Origin of the sequence: Streptomyces sp. GS7 (assembly GCF_009834125.1) — a bacterium.
In the GTDB taxonomy this organism is placed as follows: Bacteria; Actinomycetota; Actinomycetes; order Streptomycetales; family Streptomycetaceae; genus Streptomyces.
In genome coordinates this window covers 4,766,286-4,784,470 of the sequence record NZ_CP047146.1, presented here as the reverse complement: position 1 = coordinate 4,784,470, position 18,185 = coordinate 4,766,286, and the positions used below count along the sequence as shown (strand labels likewise).

The 18,185-nt window shown below is 70.7% G+C and carries 3 protein-coding genes and 2 pseudogenes; 3 read left to right on the top strand and 2 right to left on the bottom strand.

What is annotated here, in order from left to right:
• The first annotated feature begins 207 nt into the window (after window positions 1-207).
• On the top strand, window positions 208-7,536 hold the full coding sequence (locus GR130_RS21255) for a type I polyketide synthase (protein WP_159506164.1): 7,329 nt from the start codon (window positions 208-210) through the stop codon (window positions 7,534-7,536).
• A 22-nt stretch (window positions 7,537-7,558) separates the two neighbouring features.
• On the top strand, window positions 7,559-9,262 hold the full coding sequence (locus GR130_RS21250) for a CocE/NonD family hydrolase (RefSeq protein ID WP_201304961.1): 1,704 nt from the start codon (window positions 7,559-7,561) through the stop codon (window positions 9,260-9,262).
• A 29-nt stretch (window positions 9,263-9,291) separates the two neighbouring features.
• On the opposite strand, the gene GR130_RS21245 is transcribed toward GR130_RS21250, so the two are convergent.
• A complete protein-coding gene (locus GR130_RS21245; protein ID WP_159506163.1) occupies window positions 9,292-16,782 on the bottom strand; it encodes a type I polyketide synthase in 7,491 nt (2,496 codons plus the stop codon).
• Between the two features lie 235 nt (window positions 16,783-17,017).
• Window positions 17,018-17,331 (bottom strand): annotated as a pseudogene (locus tag GR130_RS40815) (transposase family protein); the annotation flags it as partial.
• A gap of 28 nt (window positions 17,332-17,359) precedes the next feature.
• On the opposite strand from GR130_RS40815, the pseudogene GR130_RS41990 reads away from it, so the two are divergent.
• Window positions 17,360-17,575, top strand: a pseudogene (locus GR130_RS41990) (IS256 family transposase); the annotation flags it as partial.
• Window positions 17,576-18,185 lie beyond the last annotated feature (610 nt).

The following is an 18,185-nucleotide window of genomic DNA, read 5'->3' as shown; positions in this document are numbered from 1 at the left end:
CTCGGGCACAGAGTGGCATGCGACATTGCGAAGGGTGGTCAGAACCAAATGCGGGCTCACCATACGGAGTAGGAATTGCCACCCGTAGCGAAGTGATCTCCGTCCCCGGTGAATCGGTCCGAAACGTTGATGCCGCCAGCTCGTTACACGCCTGTGTGCGGCCGCTGTGTAGCCAATGCCGCGACTCTCTCCAATAAAGGAATTATCATGATGCACGACGATTCCGACGCCATTGCCGTGGTGGGGGTGGCCTGTCGGCTTCCAGGCGGAATCAATGACCTGGACGGACTGTGGACCGCACTCGTCGAAGGGCGGGACCTGATCGGTGAATTCCCCCCGGAACGGTTCGACCCGGGCCAATGGCTCGACCCGGTGTCCTGGAGACCGGCGAAGTCCTACACGCTCGCAGGCGGTTACCTCGACGACATTCACCACTTCGACGCCGGCTACTTCGGCATGTCGCCGCGCGAGGCGGGACGCACGGATCCCCAGCAACGACTCTTCCTGGAAATGGCGGTGGAAGCCCTGGACGACGCCGGTATCGCGGCCGCGTCGCTCGCCGGGTCCGACACCGCCGTCTACGCGGGCGTCTCCAGCCCGGCGTTCGGAGTGCTGCAGGGACTGGAGGGGAAGTCGACCGACGCCTACACGATGACGGGCGCCGCCATGTCGAATGTCGCCAACCGGGCCTCGCACTTCCTGGACCTGCGAGGCCCCAGCCTCGCCGTGGACACCGCGTGCTCCTCGGCCCTGGTCGCGCTGCACCACGCCTGCGAGGCGCTGCGCACAGGGCGTTGCGGGGCCGCGCTGGCGGGCGGTGTCCATGTGCTGCTCAGTCCTTTCGAGTTCGTCGGGTTCGCCAAGGCGTCGATGCTCTCCCCGACCGGGCGCTGCCGCACGTTCTCGGCGGAGGCCGACGGCTACGTGCGGGCGGAGGGCGGCGGCCTGGTGGTCCTCAAACCTCTGGCGCGCGCTCTGGCGGACGGCGACCGGATCCATGCCGTGATCCTCGGCAACGGCGTCAACTCCGACGGCCGTACCCCGGGGCTGGCACAGCCGAGCCACGAAGCCCAAGAGGCGCTGTTGCGCGAGGTCTACCGGACGGCGGGCATCGACGCGGACGAGGTCGCCTATCTGGAACTGCACGGCACCGGCACCCCCATCGGGGACCCGACGGAATGCCGGGCCGTCGGAGCGGCTCTGGGCACCCGGCGGGCCTCGGGCCGACCGCTGCCGGTGGGGTCCGTCAAGAGTCAACTGGGCCACCTGGAACCGGGGTCGGGCATGGCGGGACTGTTCAAGGCCATGCTGGTGCTGCGCCATGGCCTGGTACCGGCCAATCTGCACGCCCTTCCGCTCAACCCCGCCATCGACTTCGAGGGTCTGCGGCTCGCTCCCGCGACCGAGGCCCGTGCACTGCGGCAGCCATCGGACGCGCGGGCCGTGGCCGGGGTGAATTCCTTCGGGTTCGGCGGTGCCAACGCCCACATCATCCTCACCACGGCGCCCGAACCGGTCCGCGAGGAGCCGCCGTCGGGCCCCCTGCCGGTCGTCGTCTCGGCCCGTACCGCCGAAGCGGCCGCCGGCGCGGCCGGTCGCATGGCGCGGCGACTCGAAAGCTGCGCCGAGGAGGAGTTCTACGACCTGGCGTACACCTCCTGCCTCCGGCGAGGCCACCACCTCCACCGGGGAGCGGTGCTGGCCGACACCCCGGGTGAGGCCGCCGCACTCCTGCGACAACTGGCCGCCGGAGAGCGGGACATCGCCGCCGGTTCCCTGGCAGCCGCCGCCGAACGAGGGAGCGTGGCTTTTGCGTTCTCCGGCAACGGCTCCCAGTGGGCCGGAATGGGAGCCGGCCTGCTCACCGCCGACCCGGTCTTCCGGACGGCCGTCGAAGAGGCGGACGAGGCGCTGCGTCCGCTCCTCGGCTGGTCCGTGCTGGAGGAGTTGACCGAGTGCCGGCGGGGCGACTCCACCGATGTCGTCCAACCGCTCCTGTTCGCCGTGCAGACCGGGCTGGTCGAAATGCTGAGGGCGCATGGTGTCCGTCCGGCCGGGGTGGTCGGTCACAGTGCCGGTGAGATGGCTGCCGCATGGGCCGCCGGGGCGCTCGACCTGGAAGCCGCGGCACGGGTCGTGGTGGAACGGTCCCAGGCGCAGGCGTCGACTGCCGGGGACTGGGGCATGGCGGCCGTCGGCACGGACGAGCGACAGGCCAGGCTGCTGCTGGAGCCGTACGAGGGGCGGCTGGAGATCGCCGGGATCAACAGCGCGCGGGACGTGACGGTCAGCGGGGATGCGGCGGCCCTGGCCCGACTGGGCCATGAACTGCAGCAGCAGGGGATCTTCTTCCAGGACCTGGGCCTGCGGTACGCCTTCCACAGCCACGCCATGGACGGCCTCGAGAGCCGGCTCTTCCCGGCCCTGACCGATCTCAAGCCGCAGCGGGCACACACCGCGTACGCCTCGGCCACCACGGGCACGGTGCTCAACGGCCCCGAGATGGACGCCGCCTACTGGTGGAGAAATCTGCGCGACACGGTGCTGTTCGCACCGGCCGTCGCCGAACTCCGCGACCGGGGCTGCGACATCTTCGTCGAGGTCGGACCGCACCCCGTGCTCTGCAGCTACCTGCGGCGACCGGCCCCCGGCCGGCCGCTCACCGTCGTACCCACCCTGAGCCGGGACACCTGCGAGGCCACGGCGGTGCGCACTGCCGTCGCCCACCTGGTGGCGGCGGGCGACACGGGGGCTTCCTTCTTCCCGCGCCCAGGCCGTGTGGTGGACCTGCCCGCCTATCCGTGGGAGCGCGAGCGCCACTGGAACGGCGACCCGGGCGCCTGGGCGCGCCGCTGCGGAGACGGCACGGTCGACCACCCGCTGCTGGGTGAGCGGGCGGCCCTGGCCGACCCCTCCTGGCACGGCTCCTTCGATCCCGCGCGCGCTCCCTGGCTCGAGGGCCACCGGATCGCTGACGCGGTGCTCATGCCGGCCGCCGGCTTCACCGAGATGGCACTGGCGGCAGGCCGGCGCGCCTGGGACCACGCCGTGGAGATCAGCGACCTCGCCATCCCCCGCGCGCTGGTGCTGCCGTTCGACAACGACCGGCAGGTACAGGTCCAGACGACGCTTTCGGCGGACGACGGCCTGCTGCGCATCGCCAGCCGTGGTGACGGCGGGGACGCCTGGCAGGAGCACGCCCGGGGGCGGGTCCGCAGACTGCTCGAGCCACAGCCCCAACGCGTCGACATCGGACACCTCGCCGCCGGACTGCCCGACCACTGGACGGCGGAGGAGTTCTACGAGCTGATGAAGCAGGTCGGAGTCGCGTACGGTCCCGACTTCCTGGTGCTGACCGAGGATCTCCGTACCGATGGGACACAGTCCCTGACCCGCTACACCGCCAAGGCCGATCTCTCGGGCTACGAGGCACACCCCGCGCTGCTGGACGGCGCGGTTCAGACCGGTCTCATCCTGCTGGAGGAGCTGGCCGTCCAGGGAAAGCCCTGCCTGCCCGCGTCCATCGACCGGGTACGTGCCTGGCGGCCACTGCCCGCCGAGGGCCATTTCCACGCCCGGCTGCGGGCCCGGTCCGCCCGGGAGTCGCTCTTGGACCTCATGGTCCTCGACGCCGACGGCATGGTCTGCCTGGCCCTGGAAGGCGTAAGGCTGCGCCAGTTCACCAGATCGTCCGCCACCGGCGCCATCCGCCACGTCACCGTGTTGCGGGCCGACTGCCGGCCCGGCCAGGATCCCGTCGGCCCCAGCCCGCTGCCCGACCCTGCTGCCATCGCGGACAAGTGCCGGGAGGCGGTGCACGAGCCGGAAGGCGGGGCGCATGCGGTCGACGCGTCCCGGGAGCTGGGCGCGCACTTCGTGACGGCCGCAGTCGCGGAACTGCTCCCCGGCTCCGAGGCGGGCGCCTTCACCACCGCCGACCTGATCGACGCCGGCGCCGCGGCCCCGTACGTCCCCCTGCTCGAAGTGCTGCTCGACGTGGCGCGGGACCACGGGCTGGTCGTGTCGGACGACCGGGGGTGGCGGATCGTGCGGCACGGGGCACCGGGGGAACGCGTCCGCGAACTCACCCGGCGGCATCCTGACCTTGCCGTGGAACTCACCTTGCTCGGCACCTGCGGTTCGCGTCTGCCGGAGGTGTTGCGGGGGCGCGTCGAACCGGCGGATGTCCTCCTCTCGGCGACCAACCGCCCTCTGCTGGAGGAGCTCTACGCCGGGGGCGGCATGGCACGGTTCGGCACCCGCGCCCTCCGTGCCGCGGTCGAGACCGTCGTCGCGAACTGGCCCCTCGACCGGCCGTTGCGTGTGCTGGAGGTCGGTGCCGGTAGTGGCGGCACCACCGCCGCTGTCCTTCCCGCCCTGCCGCCCGAGCGCACCCGGTACCTGTGCACCGACCTCTCCGACAGCTTCTTCCCCCGGCTCAGGCGTCAGTTCGGCGAGTACGACTTCGTCGATTACGAGGTACTGGACCTCGATGCGGACCCCATCGAGCAGGGACTGCCAGAGGCCGGCTTCGACCTCGTGATCGCCGGGCACGCGCTGCACACCGCCAAGGACCTGCGCGGCTCGCTCGACCACATCCGGCGGCTTCTCGCGGACGGCGGAGGGCTGTTCGCGACCGAGCCCCACGACCCGGCGGCATGGGCCCTGCTGTCCGGTCTGCTCCCCGGCTTCTGGGACCGGCACGACACCGGTCTGCGCCCAGCAGGGCCGCTGCTGTCGGCCGAGGCATGGGCAACAGTCCTGTCCGACAGCGGATTTGACGCCCCTGCCACCTGGGGACACCCAGGGTCCTCGCTGCTGCTCGCCCGGCGGCCCCACCGCACCGAGCCCGCCACCCGGGCCGCGCCCACCGAGGAGACGGGAACCTGGATCGTCGCGTCGGAATCTCCGCAGGACCCGCTCGCCGAGGCAACCGTCCGACACCTCGGCGCGCGCCGCGCCACGCCCGGCACCGACCCCGGGGCATGGTCGGGCCTGCTCGACGCACACTCCGGCGACGTAGGGGTCGTGCTGTTCCTCGGCGGGGAGGACGAGCACTCCCGGCACCTGGACACCGACCGTGCGGTGCGCCGCCTGGCCGCGCTGCGGGCCGTGGTCACTGCGGCCGCCCAACGCAGCGATGTTTCCCTGTGGCTCGTCACACCGCCGACCGGGGCGCTGCCGGCTCCCGAACGTCCTCTGGCGTCGGAGGCCGCGACCCTCTGGGGAGCGGCGCGCTGCCTGGGCGCCGAGCATCCTCAACTAGCCGTCCGCCGCATCGCGCTGGAGCGCGGTGACAGCCCGGACACCGATGCCGGCCGGCTGGCCGCGGAGCTCGTCGGTCCCACCACCGAGGACGAAATTCTCCTCACCCCCTCCGGACGCTTCGTGCCCCGGATCCATGCGCGACCCACGCTCACCACCGGCGCGCCCGCCCCCGAAGGCAGCTGCTTCGCCCTGCGGCTGCACTCTCCCGGACGGACCTACCGGGTGGTGTGGGAGCCCGCCGAGCCCCCGGCCCCGGCACCGGACGAGGTACTCGTCTCCGTACGGGCCGCCGCGCTCAACTACCGGGACGTCCTGCAGGCCCTCGACCTCATCCCGCTGAGCACCGCGCGGCGTGGCGGCGCACCCGGCACGGGCCACGGCCTCGGGCTCGAGTGCGCCGGCGTGGTGATCGCCGTCGGCTCCCGCGTCACCCGATTCGCGGTCGGGGATCGCGTCTTCGGCTTCGGCGCCGACATGCTGGGCTCGCACGCCACCGTCCAGGAGACGCTGACCGGCCACATCCCCGACGGGATGGACTTCTGCCAGGCCACCACCCTGCCGGGCGTCTACCTCACCGTCCACCACAGCCTGCACCGGCTGGCCCGCCTCGCACCCGGCGAAAGCATTCTGGTGCACGGAGCCGCCGGCGGTGTGGGCCTGGCCACGCTGCAGTACGCCGCACACGTCGGTGCCCAGGTCATCGCCACCGCGGGGACCCCCGCCAAACGCGACCTGCTGCGGCTGCTGGGCGTGCGGCACGTACTGGATTCCCGCTCCTTGGACTTCGCCCACCAGGTCAAGGAGATCACCGGCGGCCAGGGCGTGGACGTCGTCCTCAACTCCCTTGCCGGCGAGGCGATCAGCCGGGGCCTTGAGTCACTGCGAAGCGGCGGCCGCTTCATCGAGCTGGGCAAGCGAGACCTGTACCACAACAGCCGGTTGCCGATGCGCCCGTTCCTCAACAACCTCACGCTGTCGGCGGTGGGGGACATCCACGAACTCCTCACCCACCACCCGGACATCGCGGGCGTCGAGGGCCCGGAGATCGCCAGACGGGTGCGGAACGGCATCTACGGTCCCATCCTGCACCACGTCTACCCGGCCGACCGGATCACCGATGCGTTCGAGGCACTCCAGCACTCACGGCACATCGGCAAGGTCGTGGTCTCCCTGGAGTCGCCGCCGCACGTTCCGGACCCGCTCCCGCCGGTGGTGCTGGACCGTGAGGCGACGTACCTCGTCACCGGCGGCCTCGGCGGCTTCGGTGCCGCCACCGCCCAGTGGCTGGTCCGACAAGGAGCACGCCGGCTGGCCCTGACCGGCCGCCGCGGAGCGGACCACCCCGAAGCGCCGGCGTTGCTCGACGCGTTGCACGGACGGGGCGTCCACGTCACCGTGCATGCCGCGGACGCGGGGGACGCCGCCGCCATGCGCGCGGTCCTGGACCACGTCGACACCCGCCAACACCCCCTGCGCGGCATCGTCCACGCTGCCGCGACGTTCGACGACGGCCCCTTGATGGATCTCACCGAAGAACGCCTCCGGTCCGTTCTGGCCCCCAAGGCAGGGGGCGCGGCCGTACTGGACGAGCTGACCCGCGACCGCGACCTCGCCTTCTTCGTGCTCGCCTCCTCGGTAACCGGGATGACCGGAAACCTCCACCAAAGCAGCTACGTTGCGGCCAACGTGTTCCTGGAGGCGCTTGCCAGGTCCCGCCGCCGCGACGGCCTGCCCGCGCTGGCCGTGGGCTGGGGCGCGGTCGCCGACGTCGGTCACGCCGCCCGCAACGACATGACCGCCTACCTGCGGACCATCGGCATGCCACCGGTCCCCGCCGATGAACTCCTGCGGCTTTTCGGCTCCCTGCCGGCCGAGGACGACGTGGCCGTCCTGGCCGACATCGACTGGCACCGGATCCAGCAGATCGTCCCGGCCGCAGCCCGCTTCTCCACCGTGCTGGCGAAAGGCCACGGCGCCCGCGACGGCGACGAGAACCTGGCGAGCCAACTCGCCTCCGCCACACCGGAGTCCGCCCTCGCGCTGATCACCGACGTCCTCACCCGTGCGCTGGCGGGAGTGCTCCAGACGACCCCGGACCGGCTGCCGCCCGACCGCTCCCTGTCGGATCTCGGTGTCGACTCCCTCATGGGGGCCGAGCTCATGGGCGCTCTTCAGCAGCGACTCGGGTGCAATCTCCCCATGCTGGAGATCGTCAACAGCACGTCCATCGGCGACCTGGCCCGCCGGTGCCTCCACTGGCTGAAATGACCTTGTATGCGAGGAGCAGGCGATGCGCACTCATCGCGGCATCCCCGTCCCCATGGCGGACGGCACCGTACTCCCGACCGACCACTATCCCTCCTCCGCCGGAGGAACGGGCCCTACCGTGCTCGTACGTTCCCCCGTCGGACGCATCCCCATGGGGCTCGTCTACGGAAAGTACTTCACACGTCATGGATTCCATGTGGTGGTCCAGGAGACACGGGATGTGGTGCTGGGCACAGGTTCCATCCAGGACCCCGGGAACGAACGCGAGGACGGCCTGTCCACCGTGGCCTGGCTGCGGACACAGCCCTGGTTCGACGGCACCCTCGTCATGTACGGACCCAGCGCCACGGGCTGCGTGCAGTGGGCACTCGCCCGCGACGTCCCCGAATGCCGGGCCATGTCGGTGCAGATCGCCGCTTCCGCGCTGTCCGAGGCCATCTATCCCGGCGGGGCGTTCGCGCTGGAATCCAGTCTCTACTGGTGCGCCAGCCGCGACCGTTCACGGCTGGCGACGCTTCCCCACAGGGTGCGGCGTGCCCTGGCTTCCGGGCGCCCGCTCCATGAACTCGACACCGTGGCCGGCGGCATGCCCATCCCCATCTTCCAGGAGCTGCTGTCGAGCCAGAGCCCGGGCAGCCCGCTGCGCACCCGGATGGACGCCTCCCACCTCGTCGGCTCCACCACCGTTCCGGTCCATTTGGTGGCCGGCTGGTACGACGTCTTCCTCCCGGGGCAGCTCCGCGACTACCAGGCCCTGCGCACCGCAGGGCACCGGCCCTACCTGACCATCGGCCCCTGGTACCACTGCGACCGGCGCCTTCTCCCGGTGGCGCTGCGCGAGGCCATGGAGTTCTTCCGGTCCCACCTGACCGGCTCCGGTGTCCTGCGGCGCTCCGCGGTACGGCTCTACGTCACCGGCGCCGGAGAATGGCGGGAATACTCCGACTGGCCGCCGCCCGGGACCGTGCGCCAGCAGTGGTACCCGCAATCCGACGGCGGCCTGAGCCTGTCGCCGCCCGCGTACGGGGAGCCGCGCCGCTATCGCTACGACCCGGCCGACCCCACGCCCGTCCCCCGCGGCCCGGTGATCTTCGGTGACTCCCGACCCGAGGACTGCCGTCCGCTGGAGAACCGCACCGACGTCCTCGTCTACACCAGCCGACCGCTGACCGGCCCGATGGAGATCATCGGACCGGTCACGGCGGACGTCTTCATGCGCTCCTCAAGGACGCACACCGACTGCGGGGTCCGGATCTGCGACGTGCACCCCGACGGCTCCTCGATCAACGTGTGCGAGGGGGTCCGCCGGATCACTCCGGGCAACCGCGGCCCCGCCGACGCCGACGGGGTGTACCGGGTCTCCGTGGAACTGTGGCCGGTGGCCCACCGCTTCCGGGCCGGCCACCGACTGCGGGTGCACCTCTGCAGTGGCGGCCACCCGCGCATCGCGCGACACACCGGCAGCGCGGATCTCGTGGACACCGGCGGCGCCCCGCTCGCCGCGGACCAGGAAGTCTTCCATGACGCCGAACGGCGCTCCGTGATCCACCTCCCCCTCGCTTCCCGCTCCCACGACGGGACCTCTCCTCCCGACGCGGACTGCCGAAGCCTGCCGGACGGTGCCGAGGACGACCCCCAGCGGTGGCTCGCGGACCTCATGCCACCGGCCGCCCTGATGTACCCCGGGAACGGTGAAACTCCCTGGCAGGGACCGGAGGCGTGGTGAGCGCCGGACAACGGGGATGACCGCGGCGGTCAACCCCGCGGGTGGGGAGGGCCGGGGGAACGGTCCGTCAGTGAGGCCGTCATCCGGGGCAGCAGGACCGTGGAGATGCCCCTCACGGAGCCGTCGCTGTGCAACAGGTCCATCACCGCGAGCTCGCAGCCGGAGCGGCGCCGCAGCTCGACGAGGAGCTCCATGTGCATCAGCGAGTCCAGACCGTACTCCTGGAGGGGCCGGACCCGGTCGAGGCTGTCCACCGGCATCTGAAGCACGTCCGCGGTCGCGGAGGCGATGACCTCTTCCAGGCGGTCCACGGCTTTCCCGGGCGAGGAATCGAGCCAGGCCCGCAGGTCCTCCTGGCAGCGGTCCGCGCTCTCGGCGGGCGGCGGAACGAGGTGCACCAGGCGCCGCGCGTTCAGGGGTGACGCGGTCATCGCCAGACGAGCCCAGTCACAGCGGCCGAACGCCACGACGTCCGCACCACGGACGTGGAACCGGTCGAGCGCCGCGCCCACCTCGCCGGGCGTGACGGACCGCAAACCGCCCTTGGCCAGCACCTCGTTCAGCCCGTTGCGGGCCGCGTACCCCGTCTCGGCGATGGCGCCCCACGCCACGCAAAGGGCGGGCTCCCGGTCCTGGAGGCGCTGTCGGGCCAGCGCCTCCAGGAAGAGGTTTCCCGCCGAGTAGGCGACCTGTTTGACGTTGCCGACCATGGCACTGACAGAGGAGTACATGAGGAAGCCGGTGTCCCGGCCGCGGGTGAGATCGTCCAGGACGAGGCCACCGCCCAGCTTCGGCGCCAGAACGGCCCGGATGCGTCCGTCCTCGAGCGCGGTCAGCTTCTCGTCCTCCAGGTGCATGGCCGCATGGATCACCCCGCGCAGCGGGTGGCCGCCGGAGTCGATGCTGCGGACGAGCGCGCGCATGGCCTCGGCGTCGGTGACGTCGACGGCATACGCCTGGGCCGTGGCACCCAGGGCGGCCAGACGCGAGAGCAGCGCCGCGGCGCCCGGCGTCCCGGCGCCACGGCGGCCGACCAGCGCCAGGCGACGGGCGCCGCGTGCGGCGAGCCACTCGGCGGTCACGGCCCCCAGACCGCTGAGTCCACCGGTGACAAGGTAGGTCCCTTCCTCGTCCATGCGGGGGCGCACCCGGGCCGGACGTACGGGAACCGGCCCGTCGAGGGAGACGACGACCTTGCCGATGTGCCGTGAGCGTTGCATCAGCCGGAAGGCATCGGCGATGCGGTGGGCCGGGAAGACCTGGTGCGGCAGCGGGCGGTACTCGCCGTTCCCCACGTGCTCCAACACCGTGTCGAGCACCTCCGACGCGTACTCGGTGCGCGCCGCGGTCATCTCGGCGACGTCCACGACGAACAGAGCGGTGTTGCCGGCCAGCGGACGCAACAGGACCCGGTGGTTGGCGTACACGTCCTGCTTGCCGAGCTCCACGAACCGGCCCCCCGGCGCGAGAACCTCCATGCTGCGCGCCATCGCCTCCCCGCTGAGCGAGTTGAGAACGACATCGACCCCGCGGCCGCCGGTCAGGGTCCGGATCCGGTCGGCGAAGTCCAGTCCGCGCGAGTCCAGCACATGGTCGGCGCCCAGAAGGTGCAGCAGATCCCTCTTGGCGGGCGTCCCCGCGGTCGCGATGACGGTCGCGCCGATGCGTTGCGCGTACTGGAGTGCCGCCAGTCCCACCCCTCCGGCACCGCCGTGTACGAGCACTGTTTCACCGGCACGCAGCCGGGCCAGGAGGTCCAGACTGTGCTGGACCGTGAGGAAGACGGTGGGCATGGTGGCCGCTTCCGTGAAAGACAGGTGGCCGGGGATCTTTCTCACCATCGCGGCCCGGGTCCGCACGCTGGTGGCGAATGCTCCGGGCACCATACCGAAGACACGGTCTCCGACGGCCAGTTGGTCCACGCCCGGCCCGACAGCGGTGACCACTCCGGCACATTCCAGGCCGAGGAGGCGCTCGGAGGGAACGCCGTCCTCGGCCACGGGCGGGAGCAGCCCGGTGACCACCATGACGTCCCGGTAGTTGAGCGCGGCCGCACGGACCTCGACGACCACGTCGCCCGCTTCCGGCCGGGGCGCCGGAGCCTCGTCCCACTGAAGCCGGTAGCCGAGTCCGATGTCGTCCACCACAAGAGAGCAGTCCCGGTGGCCCGATCCCTCGCGTCCGCAGGACGGAACGACAGCCTCCGGCGCCCGCACCACGCGGGGCACGAACCGGCCGCCACGTGTGAGAACGACCTCCTCCTCGCCCGGCACCGCCTGCAACTCGTCCGTCAGCCGGCGGGCGTCGTCCCACGGTTGTGCGCCGCGTTCCAGAGAGACGCGCTTGACGTGCAGGTACGTGAGCTCGTTGGCGAGGGTCCGTGCGGCACCCCACGCTGCGGCCTGGCCGGGGCAGGCCGGGCGCTCGGGGGCCGGAAGGGACCCGGTGGGGTGGGTGACCAGGCACAGGGACCGCACGGCCTCGCCACCGTCCTGGCAGGCGCGGGCGAGTTCACGCAAGGTGGCCACCCTGCGCACCGCGAGATCGACCGCCGCCGCGGGGAGACCGGAGACCGCCAGGTCCTCCTGCTCACTCAACACGTACGCGATGCGGATGCCCGCGGGTGTCCCGTCGAAGAGGCACTCCCGGTGGGCGCGCACATCCTTTGCCGTGACGGTGCGTGCGCCGCCGGTCCCCATGGCGAGCCGTTCGACCAGCGCGGCGAACAGGGCCGGTTCGGAGTCGTCCTCGGTGATCACGAGCCATGGGACGGGGCCGGCCGCGTCGGATGGTTCGGCATGTCGGCTTCGGCCAGGTGCCACGTCCTGATCCCGGCGGGCCAGAACAACGGAGAACTGCTCCGGCAGCGGCGTGGCGGCGGCCTCGTGCACGCGAAAGCCGTTCCCCGCGAGCACACTCCGCCACTGGTCGTACGCCGGCAGCGCGGAGCCGGCCCGCAGGCCGCGGTCCTGGACCTGCCAGAAGCCCGGCAGCATCGCTGTACTGAGGGCGAAGAGCTCGGGGTCGTGAGCCTCCACGGCGAGCAGATTCCCCCCTGGAGCCAGGAGGCGCGCCAGCATCCGTACGCAGGCCGCCACGTCCTGGGCGGCGTGGAGCGCCTGCCCGGCGACGACCAGGTCGAAGCTGCCTGCGGTGAGTCCCTGCTCGGTGGGATCGCGGTCGACGTCGAAGGTGCGGTACCGCACGAAGTCGTAGCCGCCGAAGCGGGCCTGAGCCGCGGGGAAGCACGCCGCGGTTGCGTCGGAGAAGACGTATTCCGTGCGTTCCGGTGGAAGCAGCGGCAGCACACAGGCGGTGAGTCCACCACTCCCTGCCCCGACTTCCAGCACCCGCAGCGGCCGGTCGCCGGGGGCCGCACGGACCAGGGACCTGACGACGGCGGCTGCGATCCGGTCGTGCAGGGCGCAGACCGGCTCGATGTCGTGGATGTGCCGCAGCCGGGCAGGCCCCTTCTCCTGGAGCGGCGTGTGCGACGGATCGCGACGACCCCGCAGGACGTCGGCGAGGTGCAAGCCCCCCGGACCGTGTAGGGCGGCCAGGGCCGGATACCCCGGGTTCTCCCGCAACCCTTCCCGGACGGTCCTCCCGAAGTCCCCGGCGGCCCGGCGGATCCAGCCATGCTCGCCGGCCCCGTCCAGCAGCGCCTGTCGGCACGCCATGCGCGCCAGCATGGCCGCATAGGAGCGGTATTCGGAGCGGACGCCTGCGGCGACGAGGTCGTCAAGGGTGAACGAATCCTGCCCCGGCAGGATTTCTGCGAATGCCTCGGCGGCGCTGTGGGCCGCCGAGCGTGCGAGGGCCTCCGTGTACCGTGCGTACCGCTGCTCGTCCCAGCTCTCCAGGATGGTGCTGATCTCCGGCCGGGCCTCCTCGAGCACCGCTTCCGGATGCGGCAGTTCAACAGGCGGGATGCGCTGTCCGGGCGGGGTCGCGGCCCGCAACACCGTGATGTACTCGTCCGGGACGTCGTCGTGGAGCGCCGAGCGGTGCATACGGCACCGCTCCAGCTCGACGGAGACCCGGCCGTCGTCATCGGTGACGGTGATGTCGCAGACGAACTCGCGATGAGTTCTCGAACGTTCACGGACATGGACCAGACCGGTGGGGGAGGGCGCACGCCACACCCGCACGCGTCCCACGGCCGCGGGCAGATAGGTGTCCGTTCCTTCGGGCAGCAAGTGAACCCCGGCCTGAAAGGCGACGTCGAGGATCGCCGGGTGCGTGACGTAGGACCCGCCGTCGTCCCGAGACCCGTGATGGTAGGAGGCCAGCACCTCGCCACTGCCCATACGCAGTTCGCGCACCACCCGGAAGGCCGGGCCGTACCGCAGCCGTCTCTTGCCCATCGCCGCGTAGTGTTCCTCGCCAGTGACGAGTCGCGGGGTGAGCTCACGCACCTGTGCGGCGTTCAGCGGCCGTGGGGCGGATCCGGCAAGGCGGCGGCAACGACCCCGTGCGTGCAGTCGCCAGCCGGCCGTTTCCGACGTTCTGCTGGCCACACGGAAGATGCCGTCCTCGTCCGACAACGAGGTCTGCAGCTGGATTCCGGACGCGCCGTCGGGTAGGGGCAGCAGCCGGGTGACGTCCACACAGTCGAGCTCCACGGCGTCGCCGAAGACCTCACGGCCCGCGGCGAGCGCCATCTCCAGATAGGCGGTGGCAGGCATTACCGCGCCGTCGTCGAGACGATGGTCGGACAGCCAGGGGCAACGGGTGCGCTCGACCTTCGCCTGCCAGGTGGGTTCAAGGACCGGTGCGCGCTCGCCCAGAAGGGGATGGACGAGAATTCCGTCGCCACTGGTGCGGATCCAGTGCTCCGGGGTACCGAACCAGTGCCGTTCGCGTTGCCATGCGTATGCGGGCAGGTCCCTGACCTGCCCGGTCGTGGGGAACCACCTGTCCCAGTCCATTCCGGCGTCGGCGGCCGCGAGCCGCGCTACGGCCCGGCGGACCGCTTCGGCGCTGTCCGGGCCGCGGCTGAGCGTCGGCACGACGGTGAAGGCCCCGCCGTCGCATGCGGCGGCGATCCGTGTCAGGGCACCGCGCAGGCTCGGCTGCGGGCCGATCTCAACCAGAGCGTCGAACGGTCCACCTTCCCCGGTCAGTTGGCGCACCGCACGCTCGAACAGCACGGGGCGGCGCACGTTCTCCCACCAGTAGCCGGCGTCGAGCTGTCCCGCCCGTACCGGTTCCGCGGTGACGGTGGAGTACATGGGGAGCCGGGGCTCGGCAGACACCAATCCGGCCAGTGCCCGGCGCAGCGGCTCTTCGATACCGTCCATGGCGGCACTGTGGAACGCGTGGTCCAACTCCAGGGTACGGAAGGGAATGCCGCGTGTGGCGAGATCGTCGCCCAGTTGCTGCAGCGCCTCCCGATCGCCGGAGATCGTCACATCCCGGCTGCTGTTGACAGCTGCGATCTCCAACAAGCCCGCGTACGGGGCGATTTCCTTCTCTGCCTCCCGCGGCGTAAGGGCGACCGCGGCCATGCGCCCCTTCCCGGCGGTGGATGCCTGGGCCAGACTGCGCTCGGCGATGACCCGCGCGGCGGTGGGCAGATCCAGAGCACCGCACACATAAGCCGCTGCGACTTCTCCGACACTGTGGCCCATGACAGCGTGCGCGCGCACCCCGTAGTGGGCCAGAAGGGCCGACAGGCCGATCTGGACGGCGAACAGGGCCGGCTGGGCATACCGGGTGTCGGACATGACGTGCGAGCCCTGCACGGAGTCGCGCCCGCCAGCCGTCAGAAGTTCGCCGACCGACCAGCCCAGCCGTGGGGTCAGGTAGACGTCCGCTTCTTCGACGGCTGCACGGAAGACGGGCTCGGAGGTCATGAGATCGGCGGCCATGCCGTGCCACTGTCCACCGTTTCCGGAGAACACGAAGGCCACCCGGCCCTGACGCGGCGCTCCCGCCTCACTCTCGTACAGTTCGCCGTCGTCGCCGGACAACCGGGAGAGTTGACGGGCCGCGTCCAGGGAGCCATCGGCCAGAACGGCGACCCGATACGGGTGACGGGTCCGTCGCCTGTTCAGGGTCCAGCACAGGTCGTAGAACTCCTCGTGGCGGCCACCCGCCAGGAACCCTGCCATCTCGCGGGCCGTCTGCGCGAGTGCCGGCCGGCTGCGAGCGCTGATCACCAAGGGCAGTGCCCCCTGCCGCCGGTTGCTCGGAGCGGCTCGCGAAGGCGGCTCCGCCAGAACGACATGCGCATTGGCGCCGCCGAACCCGAAACTGTTCACCCCCACGAAACCCCCGCTCCTTGCCACCGGACACATCGAGGTGACCGGTTCCAAGTTCAGGCCCCGAAAGTCGATCGCCGGGTTGGCCGGGGTGCTGTGCAGGGTGGCGGGAATGCGTCCGTGCCGGAGTACCAACATGGCCTTGAACAGACCGGCCATTCCGGAAGCGGGCTCGGAGTGCCCCAAGTTGGACTTCACCGAACCGATCGGCAGCGCACCGCAGCTGCGGCGCGTGGCAACGGCCTGCCCGATGGCCAGACACTCCAGGGGGTCGCCGACCGGTGTACCCGTACCGTGCGCCTCGAAGTACACCACGTCGTCGGCACCGATCCCGGCCCGGGCGTGCACATCGAGCAGCAGTTGCCGCTGCACGTCCGCACTCGGCACCGACAGGTTCGCGGTGCGTCCCGCGGTGTTCGTGCCGCTGGCCGCGATGACGGCGTGCACGCGGTCGCCGTCGGCCAGCGCGTCGGCCAGCCGTTTCAGCAGGACCACGCCGCCGCCTTCGGCGCGTACATATCCGTCCGCCCTGGCGGAGAACGCCGCACAGCGCCCGTGGGGCGACAGCATCGTTGCGCGGGAAAAGCCGACATAGGGCTGCGGACTGAGCAGCACGTTGATTCCGCCTGCCAGCGCGACGCGGCTGCGGCCGGTACGCAGCGCCTCACATGCCTGGTGCACTGCCACCAGGGACGAGGAACAGGCGGTGTCGACCGCCATGCTCGCGCCGCGCAGGTCAAAGGTGTGCGACAACCGGTTCGCAACGATCGACGCCGATCCGCCGGACATGGTGTGCGGATCGATGTCCTCGTACCGGAGCATCTGCAGCACCCCGTAGGAGGTGTCAGAGACGCCTACGAAGACGGCCGTGTCGGAGCCGGCCAACGATTGGGGGGCGATACCCGCGTCGTCGAAGACCTCGGCCGCCATCTCCAGCAAAAGGCGCTGCTGTGGGTCCATTCGTTTCGCTTCGCGCGGCGAGATCCCGAAGTACTGCGCGTCAAAATCCGCCAAGTTATGAAGATATCCGCCCGCGAAGGTGTAGCTCTTCCCGGGGCTTGCCGGGTCCGGATCGAAGAAACGCGACGTATCGAAACGTCCGTCGGGCGGGCCGTTGGTGATCAGATCCCGTTCGCCGGCCAGCGTGTCCCACAGACCGCCCAAGTCACTGATGCCACCGGGCAGGCGACATGCGACTCCCACCACGGCAATGGCATCCGCAGCTACCGACTTCCTTACGTCATGAGCGCCCATAGGACTTCTTTCCTGCGTACTTCCTGTGAAGCGATGCGGCACGTGCAATACGCCGCCAGTACAGGTGCGATGGGGGAGGGGGAATGCTGACAGTTGCCCATCGTGGCAGAGCGCAACCGTGGGAAACCCTTCTTTCCCCGACCGGGACACCGTGACCCCCCAAAGGGGCGAAAGAGCGGGTGCGAGCTGACGGAGGAGAGCCGATGCGCTCGGCATCGCGGGCGTCTCGTGAAGGCTCTACGCCGGGGTGTTCGCGCAGCCATCTCCCGAGCGCGTCGGCGGTGCGGCCTGGCAGTACGTCGATCCGCTCGCCGGTCTCGGCGTTGTTGAGGACGGCAGACCAGGGACCTGCTCAACGAAAGTCCGCCTCGGACAGCCCAGCGCCAGGCAGACCAGGCGCCGTACCTGCACCGACACCACCACCCGTCGGCCGTCCACCGGCACGTCAGCCACCGTGCGCCTGTGGAGGCCATGCACCTTCTTGGTCGGCGTCCCGCGCATCGGGCACGGCACCGACTCCTGACGGTCCGCCGACACGCGGATCACCTGATCAAGGAGACGCCTGACGAGCGAGACCATCACCGAGCAGTCGGCCGTGGAGGAACCGGCCGTCGATTCGACTACGGAGTCGGTGTCAGACGAGCAGTTGATCGCGATGCTGGTCGACCGTGCCCGCACCGACGGGCTGCAGTTGACCGGCGAGGGCGGGCTGTTGCAGCAGCTGACCAAGCAGGTGCTGGAGTCCGCCCTGGAGGGCGAGATCACCGATCACGTCGGCTATGACAAGCACGACGTGACGGCCGAGGCTGACCACTACCGTGCGGTGCAGCCCACTGCGGAAGCCCGGCGCGGACTCGCCGCGATGCCCAAGGAAATTCGTGCCGCGCGGCCGCTGCTGGACCAGCTTGCACGAGAGGTGCCCGCCCGGCTCGGCGACAAGCCGACCCTGTTGGTGTGGGGGATGCAGGACATGGTGTTCCGTCCGAACACCTCCATCCCGCGGATGCGTGCCGCCTTCACCGATCTGGACTTGGTCGAGCTGCCCCACGCGCGGCACTTCGGGCCGGCACCATCTCGGCGGAGCAATCCGCAGACGCTCCCCACCGCAGCCCACGAACAGGCAAAGCTGTTCTGAAGCAGCACATCACACAGCGCGCGGCTCACGGGTGCAAGGAACGATCGACGTGTCTGGCCAACCCCCTGTGACGGGAAGTTCGCCCGGCTGGGATGGCGATGGGTTCGAGTCGGTGAGAATGAACTGTCGCAAGGGGCGGGAGTGAGCCTCAAGTCGAGAGGCAATCGCGCAGATGCTGGATGGCCCCGATTGCTGCGCAGAGGCTATCCGTAGAAGACAGGCAAAGGCGCTTCGGTGATCCGAAGCGCCTTTCCGTCGTCGTGAGTGC

Excerpts from the sequence above, each read along its gene's own strand:
- GR130_RS21255 (WP_159506164.1), top strand. The coding sequence starts at position 208 with ATGATGCACGACGATTCCGACGCCATTGCCGTGGTGGGGGTGGCCTGT.
- GR130_RS21250 (WP_201304961.1), top strand. The coding sequence starts at position 7,559 with ATGCGCACTCATCGCGGCATCCCCGTCCCCATGGCGGACGGCACCGTA.
- GR130_RS21245 (WP_159506163.1), bottom strand. The coding sequence starts at position 16,782 with ATGGGCGCTCATGACGTAAGGAAGTCGGTAGCTGCGGATGCCATTGCC.